Genomic DNA, 21157 nt, shown 5'->3' with positions numbered 1-21157 from the left:
CATCGCCTCCGCTGCCGCCGCTGTCTTCGCCAGCGCTGTCGCTGTCGTCGCCCCCGCCCCCGCTGCCGCCGCCACCGCTATCGCCGATGTCGCCACTGCTACTGCCACCTCTACCGCCGGCGCCGACGTCGCTACCTCCGTCGTCGGCTCCGCGCTTTCCCTCGGCTCGCGGGACCTGACATGCATCTGACGTTCCCGGGGCAGCTCGGATTCGCGGTCCGGTCCGCGAGGAAGGCCTACGGCCTGACCCAGGAGGAGCTGGCCGGGATCGCGGGGGTCAGCGACCGGACCGTCCGAGCCATCGAGCGGGGCAGGGGCACGGTGGCCCTCGGCACGGTGGTGAGGGTGGCGCGGCACGTCGGCCTCGAGCTGACCCTCCAGGACGCCGTGCTGTGGCCCCACCACCTCATCGACTCCGCGCACACCGCGCGCCTCCGCGCCCTGCTGGCCCGCCAAGGCGAGGTGCGCCAACGACTGCTGGACCGGGACGCGCGGCGCGTCCGGCAGGGCGCGGAGGCCCTGCGACCGGTGCGTGAGGCCTCCCAACGACTTCGGGAGGCCACCGGCTGGGAGCCTGACCCCGACGACGGGGAGGGTCGCTGAGGCGCCCGGACCGGCGGCCCGCCTAGTCCGCGGGGGTCAGCGTCGTCGGGCGCTCGGGGTCGTAGGTGCCGAAGCCCTCGAGGACCTCGCGCTGGGCCGCGGTGAGCCGCCGGGTGCCGCCGGCCGCCTCGTCGATGAGGACCATGACGTTCTGCCCGTCGAAGGCCACCGCCCCGCCCTGCACGCCGCGGAAGGTGATGGTGAACGACGTCGTGCCGACCCGCCCGATCCCCAGCTCGATCCGCAGCGCCTCCGCGCCGTAGTGGACCGGGGCGCGGTAGTTGATCTCGGTGCGGGCCACCAGCGTGGGGCGGATCGACTCGGCGAGCTCGGTCAGCGACAGCATCCACTGGATCCGGGCGTCCTCGGTGAGGGTCAGGATGCGGGCGTTGTTGACGTGGCCCATGAGGTCCTGGTCGGACCAGCGGATCTCGGGGGTGGCGACGTAGCCGGGGTAGGTGGACATGCGGGCTCGCTTCCGTGCGGTGGGTGGCCCGGTCCCGGCGTGCGGGAGCGGGCGTCTCTCGACTCACGGTAGTCGTTCCCGGCGGCGAGTCCCCGCACCCGGGCTGCGATCGTCCGCCGGACGCGAATGACCCCCGCCGGGACGGTCGGTCCCGCGGGGGTCATTCACATCAATCACTCGCACCTATGAGGTAGTTCCCACCGTAGGAGCCGACCCTGGGCGTACCCTTGGGATCCACTGCGTGGAGGCCCCCAGTAGCCTTGGGTTTCGCCCCGGATCGGGGCGAATCCCGACGACGTCGGCCTTCACGGGGCCCTGGTGCGGGTCGTGCGGCTAGGCTCTTAGCATGCAGATGACTTCCCTCGCCCTCGCGGCGGCATCCGGACCCGCCCGACTCACCGCCGGCGGCTCCGCGCAGGCTCCCGCCCACGAGCCGCAGGAGCTGACCGGCATCGCGGGCTGGGTCGTGCAGGTGATGGAGGCCCTCGGGGCGGTGGGCGCCGGGCTGCTGATCGCGCTCGAGAACCTGTTCCCGCCGCTGCCCTCCGAGGCGATCCTGCCGCTGGCCGGGTTCACCGCGAGCCGCGGCGAGCTCAGCCTCGCCGCCGCGCTCATCTTCACGACCCTCGGCTCCGTGGTCGGGGCGCTCGCGCTCTACGGGGTGGGGAGGGCCGTCGGGCTGGAGCGGATCCGCGGGATCGCGCGGCGGATGCCGCTGGTCGACGTCGCGGACGTCGACAAGACCATGGCCTGGTTCCACCGCCACGGGTACAAGGCCATCTTCTTCGGGCGCATGATCCCGATCTTCCGCAGCCTCATCTCGATCCCCGCCGGCGTGGAGAAGATGCCGCTGCTGCCCTTCACGGCCCTCACGGCCCTGGGCAGCGCCATCTGGAACACGATCTTCGTCCTGGCCGGGTTCTACCTCGGGGAGAACTGGCACGTCGTCGAGGGATACGTCGGGATCTTCCAGAAGATCGTGATCGCGGTGGTCGTGGTCCTGGTGGCGTGGTGGCTGGTGGGGCGGATCCGCTCGCGGCGCGCCCGGTCCCTCGGCGGGGACGCGAGCGAGGACCGGGACGCGCCGGCCTGATCGGCGTGCCCGGCCCGAGGGGAACCGGAAACCCGCAGCGCGTCATTTCTGAACCGACGCTCTGACCTCAACCGAGGCTCCGAGACGCTTGCAGCGCACCGCTCCCGCGCCGACGGGTCACCGGGGCCCGCGCTCACCGCTCCCTGCGGGCCGCGGCCGAGGGGGAGGCCAGCATGAACTCGGGCGGGGCGAACCCCTCGCGCGCGAAGGCGCGGGCGACGGCGCGGGCCACCGGCTCGGCGTCGTCCCGGCCGACCAGCGCGATCGCCGAGCCGCCGAAGCCGCCGCCCGTCATCCGGGCCCCCAGCGCGCCCGCCCGGTGCGCGGCGTCGACGGCGAGGTCGAGCTCGGCGCAGGAGACCGCGTAGTCGTCGCGCAGCGAGGCGTGCGAGGCCGCGAGCAGACCGCCCAGCTCGGCCCACGGCCCCGGCCGGGCTTCGGGCTCGCGGAACTCGCGGAAGAGGTCCGCGCAGCGCTGCACCCGGGCCATCTCGGTCCAGGCGTGCCGGAGGAGCGCGCGCACCGGTGGTGCGCCGTCCCGGCTCTCGGGCCGCTTCCTGTCGGGTCCGTCCCCGTCCCGTCCTTCTCGGTCCGGTCCATTCCCGTCCAGTCCCTCTCCGTCCGGTCCGTCCCCGTTCGGATCCTCCCTCTTCGGCCCCTTCCCGTTCGGCACTTCTGCCTTCGGGGCAGCCGACGCCGGGTCCAGCGCGTCCCAGCGCTCGAGCGCCCGGTCCGCGGCCCCGGCGTCGGGGTGCTCCCCCAGGGCATCGCGGAGGGTGCCCAGGCCCAGGGCGCGCGCGGCGTCGTCGCACCCCTTCCGGCGCCGGGCGTACTGGCCGTCCACGAGACGGTGCGGGGCGCGGGTGTCGATGACCAGCAGGGCCAGGCCCGCGGCGTCGAGATCGACGTCCACCGGCGCGGAGGAGAAGTCGCGGCAGTCGATCGCGAGCACCGAGCCCTCGCGGGCCCGCAGGGAGATCGACTGGTCCATGCCGCCGGTGCTCGCGCCCGCGATCTCGTTCTCGGCGAGGATGCATGCGGCGGCCAGGCGGGCCCGGCCGGCGTCGGTCGCGGACCAGGGGGAACGGTCCGAGCGCCTCGCGGCAGGGGCGGGGTCCGGGTCCGGGTCCGAGGCACCGTCTGACGCACCGGCTGCGGCCCCCTCCGCGGCGAGAGCGTCGAAGGCCAGGGCGACCGCGCACTCGAGCGCCGCCGAGGAGGAGAGCCCCGCGCCCAGGGGCACCGCCGAGTCCACGGCGAGGTCCGCGCCCGGGTACTCGCCCAGGCCCTCCCGCGCCATCGCCCACGGCACGCCGGCCACGTAGGCCAGCCACCCCTCCACCGCGCCCGGCGCGACGTCGTCGAGCGGCACGGCGCGGATCCCGCCGTCCTCCTGCGCCGAGACCGCGCGGACCAGCCCGTCCTCGCGCGGCGCGACGGCCACGACGGTCCGGTGCGGCAGCGCCAGCGGCAGCACGGTGCCGCCGCTGTAGTCGATGTGCTCGCCCAGCAGGTTCACCCGGCCCGGGGCCGAGAAGATCCCCCAGGGCTCGCGCCCGTAGGCGGCGCGGAAGGCCCCGGCCGCCCGCTCCGCCTGCTCACCGGCCGGGGGAGCGGGGCGCCAGGCCACGCCCTCCCCGGAAGCGCGCGACGTCGTTCCGTCCGCGGCCCGCACCGGGGCCGCTCCGACCGCCGCCTCCGCCGGGACCGTCCCATCCGCCGGACCCGCCCCGGCCCGGCGCCTCACGGCGCCACCTCGCGGAACCGGGCCGCGATGCGCTCCGGCGTGGTGTCGCTGACCCACGCCCCCACGCCCGACTCCGAGCCCGCCAGGTACTTCAGCTTCCCGGGCGCGCGCAGCAGCGAGAACACGTGCAGCCGCATCCGGGAGATCCCCTCGCCCCCGCGGGCGGGCACCTGGTGCCACACCGCGATGTAGGGCAGCCGGTCCACGCCGTCGAAGAACCGGTCCAACCGCCCGAGCAGATCCAGGTACAGGTCCGCGAGCTCGTCCTTCTCGGCCTCGGTCAGCTCGGTGAAGTCCGCGGCCGCGCGCCGGGGCATCACCATGAGCTCCACGGGCCACTTGGCCGCGAACGGCACGTAGGCCACCCAGTGCCGCGTCTCCTCGACGACGCGCGTGCCCTCGGTCAGCTCGGCCTCGAGCACCTCGCCCAGCAGGTCCCCGCCCTCCCGGGCCCGCTCGCGCGCCCGCCGCTGCACGGCGGCCGTCTGCGGCGGCAGGTACGGGTAGGCGTAGATCTGCCCGTGCGGGTGGTGCAGCGTCACCCCGATCTCCTCGCCCCGGTTCTCGAACGGGACCACCTGGACCACGCCCTCCAGCGCGTTGAGCTCGCGGGTGCGGTGGGTCCACGCCTCGATCACCGTGCGCGCGCGCCGGTGTCCGAGCCCGGCGAAGGAGCCCCGCCGGTCTGAGGTGAAGCTGACGACCTCGCAGCGGCCCGCCGGCGTCGTCTCCACGAAGGGCGGCCGGTCCCGCAGGACCTCCAGCGGGCCCTGCAGCGAGGGGAAGCGGTTCTCGAAGACGACGACGTCGTAGGCCTCCTCCGGGATCTCGCCCGGCACGCTGCCCTGCCCGGCGGGCGCGAGCGGGTCCTCGTCGGCCGGGGGCAGGAAGGTCCGGTTCATCCGGTGCGCGGCGAGCGCGACCGGATCCCCGGTCAGCGGGTCCACGCGGATGCTCGCCGAGGCGTGCGGCGGCAGCTCCCGCGGCGCGAGCGGCCGGGGGTCGCGGATGGTCCGGGTCGCCCGGCCGGAGACGTAGGGCTCGGTGTCGTCGAAGAAGATGATCTCGCGGCCGTCGGCCAGCCGGCCGCGGGTCACGCGGACCGCGGTCGCGGCGTGGGTCTCGGTGCTCATGATGCGACGATCACCTCCGCGACCGACTCCCGCAGCAGCGCGAGCGCCTCGGGAGGCAGGCCCGGCTCCGTGATCACGGTGTCCACCTCGGACCAGCGGGCGAAGCCGGAGAGCCCGGTGACGCCCCACTTGCTGTGGTCGAAGACCGCCACGACCTGCCGCGCCGCGCGCACCAGCGCCCGGTTGGTGCGCGCCTCGTTGAGGTTGGGGGTGGTCAGCCCCGACTCGCCCGCCCCGTGCGCGCCGATGAACAGCAGGTCCACGTGCAGGTCGGCCAGGGCGGCGTCGGCCAGGGGCCCCACCAGGGCGTCCGACGGCGTGCGCTCGCCGCCCGTGAGCAGCACGCGCGGCTCCGCGGCCCCGCCGTGCCGGTGCCGGTTCCGGGAGCGGAAGAACTCGTCCGCCACGGGGAGGGAGTTGGTCACCACGGTCAGGTCGCCGACGCGGTGCGGCCCGGTGACCTCCTGGGCGATCCGGGTGCAGGTGGTCCCGGCCGAGAAGGCCACCGAGTGCCCGGGGTGCAGGAGGCGGGCGGCGCGCCGCGCGATCGCGGCCTTGCCCTCCGCGTGCAGCGACATCTTCTCGGCGTAGTCGGGCTCCAGGGTCGAGGCCGCGGACTCGGCGCCGCCGTGCACCCGGTTGAGCAGCCCCTGCTCGTCCAGCTCGGCGAGGTCCCGGCGCACGGTCATGGCCGAGACGTCGAGCAGCTCGGCGAGGTCGTGCACGTGCACCGTGCCCCGGGCCTGCACCTCGTGCAGGATGCGCGAATGTCGCTGTTGCGCCAGCATGTCTGGTCCCCTTCTGCCGAACGGCCCGTGGCGGCGTCCACCGCGCCACGCTACAGATTATGGCACAAAAACGAACAGATGAACCCGGTCGACATGCGGATTCATCCTCGACGACGGTTCGCGGCGCGGGCTGTCCGGGTCCAGCGGTACCGCATTCTTCCGCGTTCGATCGTTCCGAGCGACACATTTCCCACAATGTGGTGTGACCCCTGTCTCTCCGGCTCCGACTCTGTACACTCTGTTCAAACAAACATTTACAAACAGTTTTCGCACGGCGGCCGACGCCGGCGGAACGGGAACCAGGAGGACACCCATGGTCTCAGCCCCCACCCCCACGACCGCCGCGGACGCGCCCGCCGGGACCGCCGCCGGACGGGAGCCGCTCCGGATCTCCGCCGAGGACGCGCCGGCCCGGCTGCACCTGCGGGCGGGCGGCGTCTCGCTCCTGCTCGACGTCGCGGACGGCCGGCTGCCCGGCGTCGTGCACTGGGGCGCCGACCTCGGGGACCTGAGCGCGGAGGACGCCGCCCTGCTGGCCCGGGGCCAGCTGCCCAACCGCACCTTCAACGACCAGGACATGCCGCAGCGGCTGGACATGCTCGGGAGCCAGCACGAGGGGTATCAGGGGCGCCCCGGGCTGGACGGCTCGCGCCGCGACGGCTCGGGTTGGACCCCGCGCTTCCTGCTGACGGGGCTCGAGGTGCGGGGCGCCGCCGGGGATGCGGCCGGGCCCGACGCCGCCGCGGCCGGGTCCGGAGGGGACGCGGCCGCGCCCGACGCCGCCGCCGAGCCCGGCGGCCTCCTCGCCCCCGGCCCGGCCGCCGTCGTCTTCCACGCCGCCGACGAGCGCGAGGGCCTGCGCGTGAGCCTCGCCGTCGAGCTGCTGGAAAGCGGCCTGGTCCGGGCCCGCGCGACCCTGACCAACGCCGGCCCCGGCGAGTACGAGGTGCGCGAGCTCGGCGTCGTCCTCCCCGTCCCCGCCCAGGCCGGCGAGCTGTTCGACCTCGCCGGCCACTGGGGCAAGGAGCGCGTGCCGCAGCGCCGGCCCTTCGGCGTCGGGACGCACCTGCGGGAGGGCCGCAAGGGCCGCACCGGGGCCGACGCCGCCCTCCTGCTGACCGCGGGCACCCCCGGCTTCGGCTTCGGCGAGGGCGAGGTCTGGGGCCTGCACACCGCCTTCTCCGGCAACCACCGCACCTGGGCCGAGCGCCTCTACAGCGGCCACCGCGTGCTGGGCGGCTCCGAGCTGCTGCTGCCCGGGGAGGTCGTCCTGGGCGAGGGGGAGAGCTACGCCGGGGCGTGGGCCTACGCCGCGTGGGGGGTCGGCCAGGACGAGCAGGCGCGGCGCATCCACCGCTGGCTGCGCGCGCGCCCGGGCCACCCGCGCCGGGAGCGCCCCGTGACCCTGAACGTCTGGGAGGCCGTCTACTTCGACCACGACCTCGCCCGCCTCACCGACCTCGCCGACCGCGCGGCGGACCTCGGCATCGAGCGCTACGTGCTCGACGACGGCTGGTTCGGCGCCCGCCGTGACGACACCGCGGGCCTCGGCGACTGGGTCGTCTCCCCGGACGCCTGGCCGGACGGCCTCGCCCCGCTCGTCGACCACGTGTCCGCCCTCGGCATGGAGTTCGGCCTGTGGGTCGAGCCCGAGATGGTCAACCCCGACTCCGACGTCGCCCGCGCCCACCCCGAGTGGACGATGGCCCCCGCCGGCCGCCTGCCCAACGAGTCCCGGCACCAGCAGGTGCTGAACCTGGGCATCCCCGAGGCCTACGCGCACGTGCGGGACCAGCTGGTCGCGATCCTCGAGGAGCACCCCGGCATCGCCTACCTGAAGTGGGACCACAACCGCGACCTGCTGGAGGCCGGCACCGCCCCCACCGGGCGCCCGGGCGTGCACGAGCAGACCCTGGCCGCCTACCGGCTCATGGACGAGCTGCGGGAGCGGTTCCCCGCGCTGGAGATCGAGTCCTGCTCCTCGGGCGGGGCGCGCGTGGACCTCGAGGTCCTGCAGCGCACCGACCGCGTCTGGACCTCGGACTGCATCGACCCGCTGGAGCGTCAGCAGATGCACCGCTGGACCCAGCAGATCCTGCCCGCCGAGCTGATGGGCGCGCACGTGGCCTCCGGGGTCTCGCACACCACGGGCCGCATCCACACGCTGCACTTCCGCGCGGCCACGGCCGTGTGGGGGCACCTGGGCGTGGAGTGGGACCTGGCGCGGGCCACCGAGGCCGAGCTCGCCGAGCTCGGGGAGTGGATCGCCCTGCACCGGCGGCACCGCGAGCTGCTGCACGGCGGGGAGCTGGTCCGCATGGACGCCTTCGACCCCACGGTCTCGGTGCACGGCGTCGTCGCCGCGGACCGGGGCGAGGCCCTGTTCGGGGTGACCTCGCTCGGCTCCTCCGACGTCGACCCGGTCGGCCGCTTCCGCCTGCGCGGCCTGGACCCCGAGCGCCGCTACGCGGTGCGCGACGTGACCCCGGGCCCCGTTCCCGACGGCTACCGCCCGGCCCCGTGGTGGCCGGCCGACGGCCCGGTCGAGGTCCCCGGGCGGCTCCTGATGGACCCGGGCCTGCACCTGCCCGGCCAGTTCCCGGAGTCCTCCCGGCTGCTGCACCTGACCGTCCTCGAGGGATAGGGGAGCCGCGATGAGCACGACGACGCGCCAGATCGTCCTCGACCCGGACGCCGCCCGGAACCGTCGGGCGAGGGAGCGCGGGCCGGTCACCCGGCGGTCCGCGCGCCGCCGGGGGCTGCTGCTGCCCCTGGCGTTCCTGGCTCCCGCGGGGCTGGGGTACCTGGTCTTCTACCTGTGGCCCACGGTGCGGGGCATCTGGCTGAGCTTTACGAGCTTCAACCTGCTGACGCCCGCCGAGTTCGTGGGGCTGGACAACTACCGCCGGCTGGTCCAGGACCCGCTGTTCTGGGACTCGCTGGGCATCACCGTCTGGTACGTGGTGCTCAACATCGGGCTGCAGACCGTGCTGGCGCTGATCATCGCGCTGATGATGCACCAGCTGACGCGCTCGACGTTCCTGCGCGGCGTCGTGCTCTCCCCGTTCATGGTCTCCAACGTGGTGGCCGCGCTGGTGTGGCTGTGGATCCTGGACACCCAGTTCGGCGTGGCCAACCAGGTCCTGGAGTGGCTGGGGGTCGGCAGCATCGGGTTCCTGACCGACGAGTTCTGGTCCATCCCCACGATCGCCGCGATCAACGTGTGGCGGCACATGGGGTACACGGCGCTGCTGATCTTCGCCGGGCTGCAGACCCTGCCGGACACGGTCTACGAGGCCGCGCGGATCGACGGCGCGGGGGAGACGCGGATCTTCTTCTCGATCACGATGCCGCTGCTGCGCCCCATCCTGGCGCTCGTGCTGATCATGACCATCATCGGGTCCTTCCAGGTCTTCGACACGGTCGCGGTCACGACGTCGGGCGGTCCCGCCAACTCCACCAACGTGCTGCAGCTCTACATCTACGACATGGCCTTCGGCCGGTTCCAGTTCGGCTACGCCGCCGCGATGTCGGTGGCCCTGCTGATCGTGCTGGGCATCATCACCTTCATCCAATTCAAGCTCACCCGGGCCAACAAGACGGACCTGGACTGAGGGAGGGACCACCGTGAGCACCATTCCCACCGTCGATCCCGCGACGCCCGCCCCTACCCCCACGCCCGCCCCGGCCGCTGCCGCCCGCCCGCGCCGGCCCCGGCCCACGCCGGGCAAGGTCCTCGCCTGGGTCGCGATGGCCCTGATCGTGCTGGTCACGCTCTTCCCGTTCTACTGGATGCTGCGCACCGCCCTGTCCACCAACGCCTCGCTGTACGAGGACCCGGCCGCGGTGCTGCCGCCCGAGTTCTCCACCGGCGGCTTCGCCCGGGTCTTCGGGGCGCAGAGCCAGGAGGAGGCGCTGGCCGAGGGCGGCGCCGCGACCTCCCTGGTCTTCTGGCGCTACATCGTCAACTCCCTGATCGTGGCCACGCTGGTCACCGTGGGGCAGCTGCTGTTCTGCGCGATGGCCGCCTACGCCTTCGCGCGGCTGCGCTGGCCCGGCCGGGACCTCGTCTTCGGGATCTTCCTGGCCGGGCTCATGGTGCCCACGATCTTCACGCTGCTGCCCAACTTCGTGCTCATCAAGGAGCTGGGGCTCATCGACAACGTCCTGGGCATCGCCCTGCCGACCATGTTCATGACGCCGTTCGCGATCTTCTTCCTGCGCCAGTTCTTCCTCAACATCCCCCGGGAGATCGAGGAGGCCGCGCTGCTCGACGGGGTCTCGCGGGTGGGCATCTTCTTCAAGGTCGTCCTGCCGATGGCCGCGGCGCCGATGGCGACGCTGGGCATCCTCACCTACATGACCGCCTGGAACGACTACTTCTGGCCGCTCATGGTCTCCTACACGGACGACTCGCGGGTGCTGACCGTGGCGCTGGGCGTCTTCCGCGCGCAGTCGCCCCAGACCGGCACGGACTGGGCGGGGCTCATGGCGGCCACGCTCGTGGCGGCGCTGCCCATGGTCGTGCTCTTCGCGCTGTTCGCCAAGCGCATCGTCAACTCCATCGGCTTCAACGGACTCAAGTAAGGACCCGTCATGAACGCTTCGCACCGACGCTCCCGCCGCCTGCGCGGGGCCCTCGCCGGGCTCGCCGCCGCCGCCCTGGGGCTCACCGGCTGCGCCTCCGAAGGCGGGGAGGGGGTCAGCAGCTCCTCGAAGACCATCGACTACTGGCTGTGGGACACCAACCAGCTGCCCGCCTACCAGCGCTGCGCCGACCTGTTCGAGGAGTCCCACCCCGGGCTCTCGGTCAACATCACGCAGTACGGCTGGGACGACTACTGGCAGCTGCTGACCGCCGGCTTCATCGCCGAGCGGGGCCCCGACGTCTTCACCAACCACGTCTCCCAGTACCCGCAGTACGTGAGCCTGGAGACCGTGCAGCCGCTCGACGAGCTGGAGGCCACCGCCGCGGTGGACGAGGGCGAGTTCCAGGAGGGGCTGAGCGAGCTCTGGACGGGCGAGGGCGGCAGGATGTACGGCATGCCCAAGGACTGGGACACCGTGGCGGCCTTCTACAACAAGGACATGGTCCGGGAGGCGGGCCTCACCGAGGAGGACCTCGCGACCTGGGACTGGAACCCGCGGGACGGGGGCGGCTTCGAGGACGTCATTGCCCGCCTGACCGTGGACGAGAACGGGGTGCGCGGGGACGAGCCGGGCTTCGACAAGTCCAAGGTCGAGGTCTACGGGCTGGGCCTGAACGAGGCCGGCGGCTCCAGCTTCGGCCAGGCGCAGTGGTCCGGGTTCGCGGCGGCCACCGGCTGGCGCGCGACCGACGAGCCCTTCTGGGACACCTCCTACAACTTCGACGACCCCCGGGCCCAGGAAGCGCTGGACTGGTACTTCGGACTGGTGGACAAGGGCTACATGCCGGCCTACGGGCAGTTCAACCAGGCCGACGGCGTCGCGCCCCAGATCGCCTCGGGCTCGGCGGCGATCGCCTTCGACGGCTCGTGGAGCCTGCGGAGCTACGCCCGCTCGGACCTGGACCTGGGCACGGCCCGCTACCCCACGGGCCCCGACGGCCAGGCCGCCAGCATGATGAACGGCCTCGCGGACTCGATCTCCCGGGACGCCGACGACCCGGAGGCGGCCGCCCAGTGGGTCGCCTTCATGGCCTCGCCCGAGTGCCAGCAGGCGGTGGCGCGGGACGGCGTCGTCTTCCCGTCCCGGCAGGACTCGACGCCGCTCGCCGCCGAGGCATTCGCCCAGATGGGCCTGGACCCGGAGCCGTTCACGGCCCCGGTCGAGGAGGACGAGGTCTTCTACTTCCCCGTGACCGACCACGGGGCCGACGTCCGGGCGCTCGCGATCCCGGCCCTGGAGGACATCTACGCCAACCGGGCCCCCGCCTCGACCCTGGACCGGACCAACCGCGCGATCGACGTGCTCTTCGAGACCGGGGAGGGGTAGCGGGCCGGGCGGGACGTCCGCGGTGGCGGCCGTCCCGGGCCCGGGCGTGACGGCCGCGTCCGCCTCCGTCACGAACGGGCGGAAGTATGACGTGCGCTACACAATCGGCCCATCTCCCTTTATTGTTAACCTAAATCAAATAGCGACGCCGATCACACCCCGAGCCTCGACGACGACGGCCCGGCGGGGCGCCGCGGATCCTCATCGAAAGGACCTGATCGTGGCTGGAATCTCCTTCAACGACGTCACCTGCCGCTACGAGGGCGCCACCCGCGCCTCCGTGGATCACCTGGACCTGGAGATCGCCGACGGCGAGTTCCTCGTCCTCGTGGGCCCCTCCGGCTGCGGGAAGTCCACGACCCTGCGGATGCTCGCCGGCCTCGAGGAGGTCACCGAGGGCTCCATCAGCATCGGCGACCAGGACGTGACCCACACGGCGCCCAAGGACCGGGACATCGCCATGGTCTTCCAGAACTACGCGCTCTACCCGCACATGTCGGTCCGCGACAACATCGGCTTCTCGCTGAAGATCGCCAAGTACCCGGCGGAGAAGCGCAACCGGCGCATCGAGGAGGCCGCCAAGCTGCTGGACCTCACCGAGTACCTTGACCGCAAGCCCAAGGCGCTCTCCGGCGGCCAGCGGCAGCGCGTGGCGATGGGCCGGGCGATCGTGCGCCAGCCCCGGGCCTTCCTCATGGACGAGCCGCTGTCCAACCTGGACGCGAAGCTGCGCGTGCAGACCCGCACCCAGATCTCCGAGCTGACCCGCCAGCTGGGCGTCACCACGGTCTACGTGACGCACGACCAGACCGAGGCCATGACCATGGGCGACCGGGTCGCGGTCCTCAAGGACGGGATCCTGCAGCAGGTCGACACCCCGGGCAGGCTCTACGACTGCCCGGCCAACGAGTTCGTCGCCGGGTTCATCGGCTCGCCGTCCATGAACATCTTCCACTGCGAGATCGGCGCGGAGGGCGCCCGCCTGGGCGGGGCCGTGGTGCCGCTGCCCGAGGGCCACCGCGCCCGGCTGAACGGGACCGAGGCCAGCGTCGGCATCCGCCCGGAGGACCTGGCCGTGGTCGGCGAGGGTGAGGGCATGGAGGTCCATGTGGAGCTGGTCGAGGAGCTCGGCGCGGACGCCTACGTCTACGCCTCGCTGCCCAAGAACTCCCCGGTGCGGCTGCAGATGACCAGCAACGAGCGGCCCGCGCAGGTCATCATGCGCATCGAGGGCCGCAGCCCCATCCGCCGCTTCGACCGGCTGTGGCTCGCCCCGCGCGGCCACTGCCACTTCTTCGACCCGGAGACCGGCGAGAACCTGGCCGCGGAGCGGGAGGCCGTGACGGTGGGCTAGGGCGCGGGGGTCTCCGTCCGCGCCGCGTAGTCCTCCGCGGCCTCGGTCACATCCCACAGGTAGTCGCTCGAGCGGTTGTAGCCGAAGACCATGCCGGCCCAGCCGTCGTCGTCCGCGGCCATGCCGCCGCGTTCGCAGAGGTAGGCGGCGGCGGTGAGGGCGGCGTCGTCGATCTGGTGCGGGTCCGTCCGGCCGTCGCGGTCGCCGTCGCGGGCCGTGGCCGCCCAGGTCTCGGGGATGAACTGCATCGGGCCGACGGCGCGGTCCCACTCGTCGTCGCCGTCGAGCTCGCCGCCGTCCGTGTCCGGGATGGCCATGACGCCCTCGCCGCCGTCCAGGGGCACGCCGATGATCCGCGGGCTCACGACGCCGTCCTCCCCGACCTCGCTCCCGCCCAGCGTCCCGTGCCGGGACTCGATCCGGCCGATCCCGGCCAGGGCGTTCCAGCCCAGGCCGCACTGCGGGTGGCTCTCCTCGACGGCGAGGGCCGCGCCGGCGTACGCACGGACGGCCCGCAGCGGGATGCCGGTGGACTCGGCCGCCTGCTCCGCCCAGGCGAGGTCCGGGAGGTCGGCGATGGGGGTCTCGGCGCGGCTCGGGGCGACGGGGCCGGCGGGCTCGGACGCGGCGTCGAGGTCCGTCGCGTCGGAGGCCTCGGCGCCCGGGGCGTCGCGGGACGGGGGCATCGCCTGCGCGGGCGCCGAGGGGCGGCCGGTCCGGGGCTCGCGCTCGGGCGTCCCCTCCAGCGAGGTGCAGGAGGCGAGGAGCAGCGCGCCGCAGCACAGCGCCCCGCCCAGGGCCGCGCGGCGGAGGGTGGGGCGTGGGGCGGCCTCTCGGCGATCTCTGCTCATCCCCTCGACTCTCTCACCGCCGGCTCGGGGGCGGTTGACCGTCGGCTGGAAAACGTCTGGATGTGACGCGCGGACGTGCCGGCCGTGCCGCCTGACGAGTCGCACTGGCTGGGTGGGCTGCCTACTGTGACGACTCGCGCCGGCCGGCCAGGCCGCCCCTTTTTGACGAGCCACGCCGGCCGGCCATGCCGCCCCGTCAGTCCGCCCGGTCGCCCACCCCGGCCCACGCCGGGAAGGGGTCGGGCAGCGCCGCCCACGCCGCGCCGCCGGCGAGGAGCTCGGCGTCGGTGAGGGCGGCGGCGTCGAGCGCCGCGACCAGCCCCGCCGCGTCCAGGTCCAGGCCGGTGATCCCCAGCTCCTGGCCCACCGCGAGGACCTCCGCGTCCTCGTCGCCGAGCCCCGGGGCGACGTCGCGCGCCACCGGCTCCAGGGAGATCGCGCGCCCCGCGTGGCTCCACCGGGCCGTGACGCCGGGGCGGGTCGCCAGCCGGCAGAAGCCGCAGGAGCGCAGGACCGTCCCGAACTCGCCCGCCTCGAGGGGGCCGTCCAGCAGCGCGGCCAGCCGACCCGGGTGGAAGGGCCGCACCTGCTCGTACCGCAGGGAGGAGACCCGCGGGTCGCGCATCGCGGGGGAGTGCGTCCCGTTCAGCAGCGCGATCCAGCCAACGCCCGTCTGCCGTGCCGCGTACTCCCGCCCGGGGGCGGGGTCGCCGCCGGGGGCCGCGGCGTCGAGCCCCGGGCGGTCCAGGCGCAGGCGGGCTGCGGGGTTCAGGTGGCTGACCAGGGCCATGACGGTGGAGAGGTCGGCGGTGGCCAGGCGCTCCCAGTCGGCGAGGACCACGGTCGAGGCGAGCTCGACCTGCTCCGCGACCAGCAGGCCGCGCGGCGTCTCGTCCCAGAAGCGGCGGCCGCCGGCGGTCGCGACGTGCCGCACGGGGGCGTCGTCGTCCAGGTCCGCGACCAGGTGCGCGGCGTCGACCAGGCACACGACGTCGGTCAGCCGGCACTGCCCCTCCGGGTCCAGCAGCGAGCCGATCACCTCGTCGACCGGCGCCCGCAGCGGGTACTCGACCACCGCGCCGCGCGGGCCGGCCCAGGGGGCGAGGGCGAGCGCCTCCTCGACCGGGTCCGCCGCCATGCTCAGGCGCGCGGCCGGGAAGAGGTCCCTCCCGGCGGCGCGAGCGGCCTCGGCGGCATGACGACGCCGCTCCGGCGCGCAGGCTCCCACCACGGCCACCACATCGACTGGATCCACGGATCCCCCTCCTTCACGGTCGGCAACGGGGCACTCCGTACTGTACCTTTAAATGCACATGATTCTCATCTACATCAGGAGGACGCCGTGAAGGTCAGGGCATCGATCCGCTCGCTGAAGAACCAGCCCGGGGCGCAGGTCATCAAGCGCCGGGGCAAGGTCTTCGTCATCAACAAGAAGAACCCGCGGCTCAAGGCGCGGCAGAAGTGAGGGAAGGGGCGGGGATCCACCGGATCCCCGCCCCTTCGCCGCGGCCGCCTAGTCCCGCACCCGGCTGAACGTCCGCCGCCGCGGCGTCGTGCGCCGGTTCACGAGCCAGGTGACCAGCCACAGCACGACGCCGACCAGGAGCAGCGCCCCCGCGACCGCGTACTGCTCGGCGCCGCGGCCGGAGAAGGGCAGCACGAACCACGCGCACGTGACCGCGCCGAGCACGGGGATGACCGTGGGCGCGACGAAGTGGTCCTTCTCGACCTTCTCCCGGCGCAGAACCAGCACCGCGGAGTTCACCACGGCGAACACGGCCAGCAGGAGCAGCGACGTCGTGCCGCCCAGCGTGGAGACCGCGTTGGAGTCGATGGTCCCGACCACGATGCTCACCGCCGCGCCCAGCAGCGTGGTGAAGAGGATCGCGGTGTACGGCGCCCGACGCCGGTGGGACACCTTCCCCAGGACGGGCGGCAGCACGCTCTGCCGCGCCATGCCGTAGAGCAGCCGGCTGGCCATGAGCATGTTGATCAGGGCCGAGTTGGCGACCGCGAACATGGAGATCCAGGGCAGCAGCCGGTCGAAGGGGAGGTCCGGGGCGGCGGCCGCGACCACCTGGACCAGGGGCGGGTCGTCGCCGCCGGCGAGCGATCCCACCGGCACCAGGGCCACCGCACAGAGCGAGATGAGGAGGTAGATCAGCCCGGTGATGCCCAGCCCGGTGAGCATCGTGCGGGGGAAGACGCGGACCGGGTCGTGGGTCTCCTCGGCCATGTTGACCGAGTCCTCGAAGCCGACCATCGCGAAGAACGCCAGCGCCGTCGCCGCCGAGACGGCGAGGAACGCGTTCTTGCCGCTGGGCGACTCGAACATCACGATCTGGTCCAGGTGCGAGGCGTTGCCGCCGAAGATCGCGTAGAAGCCCAGCACGATCACCAGGAGCAGGCCGGAGAGCTCCACGAGCGTGAGCACCACGTTGAGCTTGACGCTCTCACCGACCCCGCGCAGGTTCACCGCGGCCAGCACGACCAGGAAGATCACGGCGACCGTGGTGACGAACCCCGCCCCGGAGGAGAGGCCGAAGGCGGCGGAGAAGTTCGCGGCGAAGGCCCGCGAGGCGGTCGCCGCCGAGGTCAGCCCGGAGCACATGACCACGAAGGTGACCATGAACGTGAAGAAGTGGATGCCGAAGGCCTTGTGGGTGTAGAGCGCCGCGCCCGCCGCATAGGGGTACTTGGTGACCAGCTCCAGGTAGGAGAAGGCCGTCAGCGTGGCCACGACGAAGGCGACGAGGAACGGGACCCAGGCGGCGCCGCCCACCTCCGCGGCGACCTCGCCGGTCAGGGCGTAGACGCCGGTGCCGAGGATGTCCCCGACGATGAACAGCAGGAGCAGCTTGGGGCCGATCGCCCGCTTCAGGGCGGGCTGGCTCCCCGTGGGAGGCCCGAATCCGCTGATGTCCCGCTCCCCGGTGTCCCGCTCGCTCATGGCCCTGCCCTCGCCGTCAGGTTGTGACGCATATCACCAGAAGTGATTCAAGGGTACTCCTCGGTGAGGCCCGGGGACAGGGCGGGGCGGGCTCAGACGACGTCGAGGATCGCGACCTCCACGCGGACGGGCGACCAGCCCTCGGCGCCCACGGCCCGCTCGACGGCGTCGCGCACCGCCTCGCCCGTGATCCGCGCGGGGCGGCTGCCGTCCACGCTGATCCACACGGTCACGTCCGCGGCGAGCCGCTGGCCCGGACGCGCACGCCCTCCGCCGCGACTGCCTCCGCCGCGCCGCGGCGCCCCGCGACCCGCAGGCTCCGGACGAAGTCGGCGACGCTCGACTCGCGGCGCACGACGCCGGGGACCGCGTCGACCGCCTCGGCCACGGCCCGCATCAACCGGGGGCGCCACGACGACGCCGGCCCGGTGGCGTCGCGCGGGATCTCCCCGAGCCCCCTCTGCCCGGCGGCGTCGCGAGGGATCCGCCCGAGCCCCCGCGGCCCGGCCGCGGGCCTCTCCTGCGCATCAGCCATGGGTCACGTCCTCCACTCTGAGATCGACGGTCGCGACGGCCACCCCGAGGCGGCTCGTCAGCAGGCGCGCCACCCGCTCCCGGAGGCGACGCTGGGACAGGGGCCCGAAGTCCGCGGTCGCGCGCAGCACCAGGCCGACCCGGATGCCGAGCGGCACCGAGCCGTCGGGTGACGGCTCGCCGCCCCACACGGTGCAGCGGCGGGCCGTCACCCCCGGGTGGGCGTCGGCGGCCTCGCGCACCGCGGCCGCGATGGCGCGCTCGCTGATCCCGACGCTGGACCCGGGCGAGACCTGCACGGGGATCTGCTCCCCGCGGCGCACGTGGGTGCGCGCGAAGTCCATGATCCGCCGGCGCACTCCCGGACGGGTCGTCAGCCGGGCGTCGTCGGCCTCGGCCTCGCGGGTCAGGTCCCGCAGGCGGCGCAGCCGCGCGCGGGCCTCCCGGCAGAAGGCGCAGCCGCGCTGGTGCTCGTCGGGCTCCGCGTCGAGGCTCGACCACACCGAGTCGATCGTGCGCCCGCACTCGAGCCGGTCGTCGTCGTTCATCGCCATCCCTCCATCCCCTGCGCCAGTGTCCTGCGGGCCCGGGCGAGGCGCCCGCGCACCACGGTCTCCGAGGTCCCCGCCGCCTCGGCGATGTCCCGGTACCCCAGTCCCTGCATCTCGCGCAGGACCCAGCACAGCCGCTGCTCCGCGGGCAGGGACTGCAGCAGGCGGGCCAGGGCGTCCATGCTCGCCGCGCCCTCCGCCCGGCGCTCGGGATCGGCCCCGGGCGGGGCGGGGAGGGCGATCATCTCGTCCATCAGCTCCCCGTCCATCGAGTCCGCCGCGCACGCCGAGCGCCGGCGCAGGGCGTCCCGGCAGCGGTTGGCGGAGAGGCGGTACAGCCAGGTCGGGAAGGCCTCGGGGTGGCGCAGGCCCTCGAGCTTCTCCCAGGCCCCGACGAAGGTCTCCTGCACGATGTCCTCGGCGTCGTGCCGGTTGCCGACCATCCGATACGCGAGGCGGAACACCCGGTCCTCGAACCGCTCGACGAGGCGCTCGAAGCAGGCCAGGTCCCCGTCCTGCGCGCGGGACACCAGCGTCACCAGCTCGGTCTCCTCCACGGCCCACCCGCCCTCGCTCGTCCTTCGGCCCCGGCCGACGGGTCGGGTCGCCCGGCCAAGCCACTGGCTGGCCGGACCTGATCCCATCCTAGGAGGAGCATCCGGGCCGGCGCGGGGCACCTCGTGAAAAAAATCTCAGATTCCGCGTGAGGATGAACCGACGGGCGCGTCTGTACTGGTACACCGTCCATCACGAGTCACGAGGAGTGATCACCATGGCAGAGCAGAGCACCGGCCGTCAGGTCAGCGGGGCGACCGAGGAGCGTCGCATCACGAGGCAGGACGTCGTCACGTCCAACGGCCCGTTGCAGACCCCGCAGGGCAACACCACGATTAACGACACCGTGGTCCAGAAGCTGGCCGGCATCGCCGCGCGCCAGGTCCCCGGCGTGCACTCGATGGGCGGCGCCGCCCGCCGCGCGTTCGACTCGATCTCGGAGCGCATCCCCGGCTCCCAGACCAACGTCTCCGGCGGGGTCTCCGTGGAGAAGGGCGACCAGCAGGCCGCCATCGACCTGACGATCATCGTCGAGTACGGCAGCTCGGTCGTCGACGTCGCGGAGGGGATCCGCCGCAACGTCATCAAGACCGTCGAGCAGGCGACCGGCCTCGAGGTTCTCGAGGTCAACATCAACGTCACCGACGTCCACCTGCCCGACGAGGAGGACCAGGACGAGGGCCGGGAGGACCGCGACCTGAAGTAGCGCGGAGCCCGGGGCCGCGATCGACCGGTCGCGGCCCCGGTCCCGTCCCGTGGAGACCGAGGCAAAGGAATCATCATGAGTGCATCGAAGTGGGGGCTCGTCGTCGGACTGGTCCTGGGCATCGTCGCCGCCTTCGGCGGCTTCGTGCCGTTCGTCATCACCGCCTTCTTCGGGGCCGTGGGCCTCGTGGTCGGGCTGGCCCTGGAGGGGCGGCTCGATCTCAGGGGGCTGTTCGGCCGCGCCTCCGATCGGAGGTAGGGCCGTGATCGAGGAGACGTCCGTCCCGCCCCCCGGGCGCGACCGCGGACGCACGACGTCGGCCGATCCGGCCGCGCGCGGCCGGCTGGTCCTAGCCGAGCGCGTGGTGGAGAAGGTCGCGGCGCAGTGCGCCTCGGAGATCGCCGACGTCGGCGGCCGATCCCGCGGGTTCCTCGGGCTGGGCCGCCAGGGCGACCCGAGCTCGCGGCCCCGCGTGACGGCGGAGCTGACCGGCGGGGTCGCCAGCCTGAGCCTCGAGCTCGGCGTCCGCTATCCCGCGTCCATCGAGGAGACCACGCAGCGCCTGCGGGAGGAGCTGCGGCACCGGGTCGCCGGTCTCACCGGCGTCGAGGTGCGCCAGATCGACATCCGCGTCGGCTACCTGCACCAGGGGGCCTCGGCGGAGGAGAGGACACTGCGATGAGTGCATTGAGGCGCCGTCCGGCGCGCGTGGTGCCGGCCGTGGTGGTCAGCGTCGTCGTGCTCGCCGCCGCGGGGGCGGTCCTGTGGGCCGCCGTCGTCCGGCTGAGCGAGGGCAGCTGGTGGCCGGGGCTCGAGGAGGGGACCCGGACCGCGGGGGGCCTCGCCTGGTCCGCGCCCGTGGCCGTCACGGCGGCCGGGATCGTGGCGCTGGCGGGCCTGGTCCTGATCCTGTGCGCGGTGCTGCCCGGCGGATTCAACGGCGCGCGGCTGCGGACGCCGGAGCCCGACGACGACGTCGTGCGCGGGCGCCTCGAGGCGATCGTGACGACCGGGGGACTGGCGACGCTGGCCTCCTCGGCCGCCTCCCGCGTCGACGGCGTGAGCGGGGTCAGCAGCTCCGCGACGGCGCGCACCGTCCTCGTCGCCCTCACGACCCCGCTGCGGGAGACGGGCTCGCTGGTCGAGGAGGCCCGGTCCGCGATCGAGCGGCGCATGGAGGAGTGCGGAGTGCGGCCCGCCCCCCGGATCAGGGTGCGGGCCCGGACGAAGGAGATGTCATGAGGATCCTGGCGGGTGCGTTGAATCGCACGTGGCTGACCATCATCGGGCTGGTGCTCCTGGTCGCGGGGGCCGCCTGGCTGCTCGCGGCGGCCGGGGTGCTTGCGCCGCTCGACGCGCGGCTCGACCCGGGGGCGACGCCGCTGGGCGGGGTCGAGGACGGGCTGGGCCTGGAGTGGCTCCCGGCGGTGCTGATCGCCGCGGCCGCCCTGCTGGCGCTCCTGGCGCTGGCGTGGCTGGGCCGGCAGGTTCCGCGGCGCCGGCAGGCGCCGACCCTGCAGTTCCACCGCGACGCCCGGGAGGGGGTGACCCTCATGGACGCCTCCGTGATCTCCGAGGCCGTGGCCCGCGACGTCGAGGAGCTGGAGCACGTCACCTCGGCCCGCGCCGTGCTGCGCGGCGGCCGGAGCGCCCCGGAGCTGACCCTGCGCGTCGTCCTGCATGAGCGCGGGGACGCCCAGGAGGTCCTGGAGGCGATCACCGGGTGGGTGCTGCCCCGCGCGGTGCGAGCGCTGGGGGCTCCGTTGGCGGACGTCGGCGTCGAGGTCGCCGTGACGCGGCAGAGCCGGCGGAGGGAGCACGTGCGGGTGCAGTGAGCCGCGCCCTCCGTG

The 21157-nt window shown here is 73.7% G+C and carries 24 protein-coding genes; 13 read left to right on the top strand and 11 right to left on the bottom strand.

Annotated elements, in window-relative coordinates; translation table 11 throughout:
* Window positions 1-180: 180 nt before the first annotated feature.
* The gene (locus tag NBM05_RS05025; protein ID WP_254165574.1) at window positions 181-603 is read left to right on the top strand and encodes a helix-turn-helix domain-containing protein; all 423 of its coding nucleotides are present in this window, start codon (window positions 181-183) and stop codon (window positions 601-603) included.
* A gap of 22 nt (window positions 604-625) precedes the next feature.
* Here NBM05_RS05025 and NBM05_RS05020 read toward each other — a convergent pair whose 3' ends face one another.
* Window positions 626-1069, bottom strand: a complete 444-nt coding sequence (locus tag NBM05_RS05020; protein ID WP_254165571.1) for an acyl-CoA thioesterase — start codon at window positions 1067-1069, stop codon at window positions 626-628.
* Window positions 1070-1421: 352 nt separating this feature from the next.
* Between NBM05_RS05020 and NBM05_RS05015 the strand changes: the two genes are divergently transcribed.
* On the top strand, window positions 1422-2162 hold the full coding sequence (locus NBM05_RS05015) for a DedA family protein (protein ID WP_254165617.1): 741 nt from the start codon (window positions 1422-1424) through the stop codon (window positions 2160-2162).
* 133 nt (window positions 2163-2295) lie between these two features.
* Here the strand turns inward: NBM05_RS05015 and NBM05_RS05010 are convergent, their stop codons facing one another.
* The 3 genes from NBM05_RS05010 to NBM05_RS05000 form a co-directional block, all read right to left on the bottom strand.
* Entirely contained in the window at window positions 2296-3792 is a 1497-nt protein-coding gene (locus NBM05_RS05010) for a galactokinase (protein ID WP_254165569.1), read from the bottom strand.
* 113 nt (window positions 3793-3905) lie between these two features.
* On the bottom strand, window positions 3906-5042 hold the full coding sequence (galT, locus tag NBM05_RS05005; RefSeq protein WP_254165567.1) for a galactose-1-phosphate uridylyltransferase: 1137 nt from the start codon (window positions 5040-5042) through the stop codon (window positions 3906-3908).
* Entirely contained in the window at window positions 5039-5830 is a 792-nt protein-coding gene (locus tag NBM05_RS05000) for a DeoR/GlpR family DNA-binding transcription regulator (protein ID WP_254165565.1), read from the bottom strand. Before NBM05_RS05000 ends, galT begins: the two co-directional genes overlap by 4 nt.
* Before the next feature lie 313 nt (window positions 5831-6143).
* On the opposite strand from NBM05_RS05000, the gene NBM05_RS04995 reads away from it, so the two are divergent.
* The 5 genes from NBM05_RS04995 to NBM05_RS04975 all read left to right on the top strand — a co-directional run bounded on the left by NBM05_RS04995 (window position 6144) and on the right by NBM05_RS04975 (window position 13160).
* The gene (locus NBM05_RS04995) at window positions 6144-8474 is read left to right on the top strand and encodes an alpha-galactosidase (RefSeq protein WP_254165563.1); all 2331 of its coding nucleotides are present in this window, start codon (window positions 6144-6146) and stop codon (window positions 8472-8474) included.
* A gap of 10 nt (window positions 8475-8484) precedes the next feature.
* Complete coding sequence (locus tag NBM05_RS04990; RefSeq protein ID WP_254165562.1) at window positions 8485-9444, top strand: carbohydrate ABC transporter permease; 960 nt, start codon at window positions 8485-8487, stop codon at window positions 9442-9444.
* Between the two features lie 22 nt (window positions 9445-9466).
* Entirely contained in the window at window positions 9467-10417 is a 951-nt protein-coding gene (locus tag NBM05_RS04985) for a carbohydrate ABC transporter permease (RefSeq protein ID WP_254165616.1), read from the top strand.
* A gap of 9 nt (window positions 10418-10426) precedes the next feature.
* On the top strand, window positions 10427-11806 hold the full coding sequence (locus NBM05_RS04980; protein WP_254165561.1) for an ABC transporter substrate-binding protein: 1380 nt from the start codon (window positions 10427-10429) through the stop codon (window positions 11804-11806).
* A 220-nt stretch (window positions 11807-12026) separates the two neighbouring features.
* The gene (locus NBM05_RS04975) at window positions 12027-13160 is read left to right on the top strand and encodes an ABC transporter ATP-binding protein (RefSeq protein WP_254165560.1); all 1134 of its coding nucleotides are present in this window, start codon (window positions 12027-12029) and stop codon (window positions 13158-13160) included.
* Here NBM05_RS04975 and NBM05_RS04970 read toward each other — a convergent pair.
* Together NBM05_RS04970 and NBM05_RS15585 are read right to left on the bottom strand one after the other, a co-directional pair.
* On the bottom strand, window positions 13157-14011 hold the full coding sequence (locus NBM05_RS04970) for a lytic transglycosylase domain-containing protein (RefSeq protein ID WP_254165559.1): 855 nt from the start codon (window positions 14009-14011) through the stop codon (window positions 13157-13159). The genes NBM05_RS04975 and NBM05_RS04970 overlap by 4 nt on opposite strands.
* A gap of 196 nt (window positions 14012-14207) precedes the next feature.
* Window positions 14208-15266, bottom strand: a complete 1059-nt coding sequence (locus NBM05_RS15585; protein ID WP_254165558.1) for a GTP-binding protein — start codon at window positions 15264-15266, stop codon at window positions 14208-14210.
* Window positions 15267-15353: 87 nt separating this feature from the next.
* On the opposite strand from NBM05_RS15585, the gene ykgO reads away from it, so the two are divergent.
* On the top strand, window positions 15354-15476 hold the full coding sequence (gene ykgO / locus NBM05_RS04960) for a type B 50S ribosomal protein L36 (protein ID WP_254165557.1): 123 nt from the start codon (window positions 15354-15356) through the stop codon (window positions 15474-15476).
* 48 nt (window positions 15477-15524) lie between these two features.
* Here ykgO and NBM05_RS04955 read toward each other — a convergent pair whose 3' ends face one another.
* The 5 genes from NBM05_RS04955 to NBM05_RS04935 form a co-directional block, all read right to left on the bottom strand.
* A complete protein-coding gene (locus NBM05_RS04955) occupies window positions 15525-16961 on the bottom strand; it encodes an APC family permease (RefSeq protein ID WP_254165555.1) in 1437 nt (478 codons plus the stop codon).
* 92 nt (window positions 16962-17053) lie between these two features.
* Complete coding sequence (locus NBM05_RS04950; protein ID WP_254165553.1) at window positions 17054-17194, bottom strand: hypothetical protein; 141 nt, start codon at window positions 17192-17194, stop codon at window positions 17054-17056.
* A complete protein-coding gene (locus NBM05_RS04945; RefSeq protein WP_254165551.1) occupies window positions 17191-17496 on the bottom strand; it encodes a hypothetical protein in 306 nt (101 codons plus the stop codon). The genes NBM05_RS04950 and NBM05_RS04945 overlap by 4 nt, the downstream gene beginning before the upstream one ends.
* Window positions 17489-18043: a hypothetical protein gene (locus NBM05_RS04940; RefSeq protein WP_254165549.1), complete on the bottom strand. Its 555-nt coding sequence runs from the start codon at window positions 18041-18043 to the stop codon at window positions 17489-17491. Before NBM05_RS04940 ends, NBM05_RS04945 begins: the two co-directional genes overlap by 8 nt.
* On the bottom strand, window positions 18040-18603 hold the full coding sequence (locus NBM05_RS04935) for an RNA polymerase sigma factor (protein ID WP_254165547.1): 564 nt from the start codon (window positions 18601-18603) through the stop codon (window positions 18040-18042). The genes NBM05_RS04940 and NBM05_RS04935 overlap by 4 nt, the downstream gene beginning before the upstream one ends.
* Before the next feature lie 215 nt (window positions 18604-18818).
* Between NBM05_RS04935 and NBM05_RS04930 the strand changes: the two genes are divergently transcribed.
* The 5 genes from NBM05_RS04930 (at window position 18819) to NBM05_RS04910 (ending at window position 21142) form a co-directional block, all read left to right on the top strand.
* Window positions 18819-19307, top strand: a complete 489-nt coding sequence (locus tag NBM05_RS04930) for an Asp23/Gls24 family envelope stress response protein (protein WP_254165545.1) — start codon at window positions 18819-18821, stop codon at window positions 19305-19307.
* A 75-nt stretch (window positions 19308-19382) separates the two neighbouring features.
* Window positions 19383-19565 (top strand): hypothetical protein, encoded by a 183-nt coding sequence (locus NBM05_RS04925; RefSeq protein ID WP_254165543.1) that lies wholly within the window; start codon window positions 19383-19385, stop codon window positions 19563-19565.
* A 4-nt stretch (window positions 19566-19569) separates the two neighbouring features.
* Window positions 19570-19989, top strand: a complete 420-nt coding sequence (locus NBM05_RS04920; protein ID WP_254165541.1) for an Asp23/Gls24 family envelope stress response protein — start codon at window positions 19570-19572, stop codon at window positions 19987-19989.
* Entirely contained in the window at window positions 19986-20549 is a 564-nt protein-coding gene (locus NBM05_RS04915) for a DUF6286 domain-containing protein (protein ID WP_254165539.1), read from the top strand. The genes NBM05_RS04920 and NBM05_RS04915 overlap by 4 nt, the downstream gene beginning before the upstream one ends.
* The gene (locus NBM05_RS04910) at window positions 20546-21142 is read left to right on the top strand and encodes an alkaline shock response membrane anchor protein AmaP (RefSeq protein WP_254165537.1); all 597 of its coding nucleotides are present in this window, start codon (window positions 20546-20548) and stop codon (window positions 21140-21142) included. The genes NBM05_RS04915 and NBM05_RS04910 overlap by 4 nt, the downstream gene beginning before the upstream one ends.
* Window positions 21143-21157 lie beyond the last annotated feature (15 nt).

This window comes from Rothia santali (assembly GCF_024199905.1).
Lineage (GTDB): Bacteria > Actinomycetota > Actinomycetes > Actinomycetales > Micrococcaceae > Rothia > Rothia santali.
This window is presented reverse-complemented; position numbering and strand designations above follow the sequence as displayed.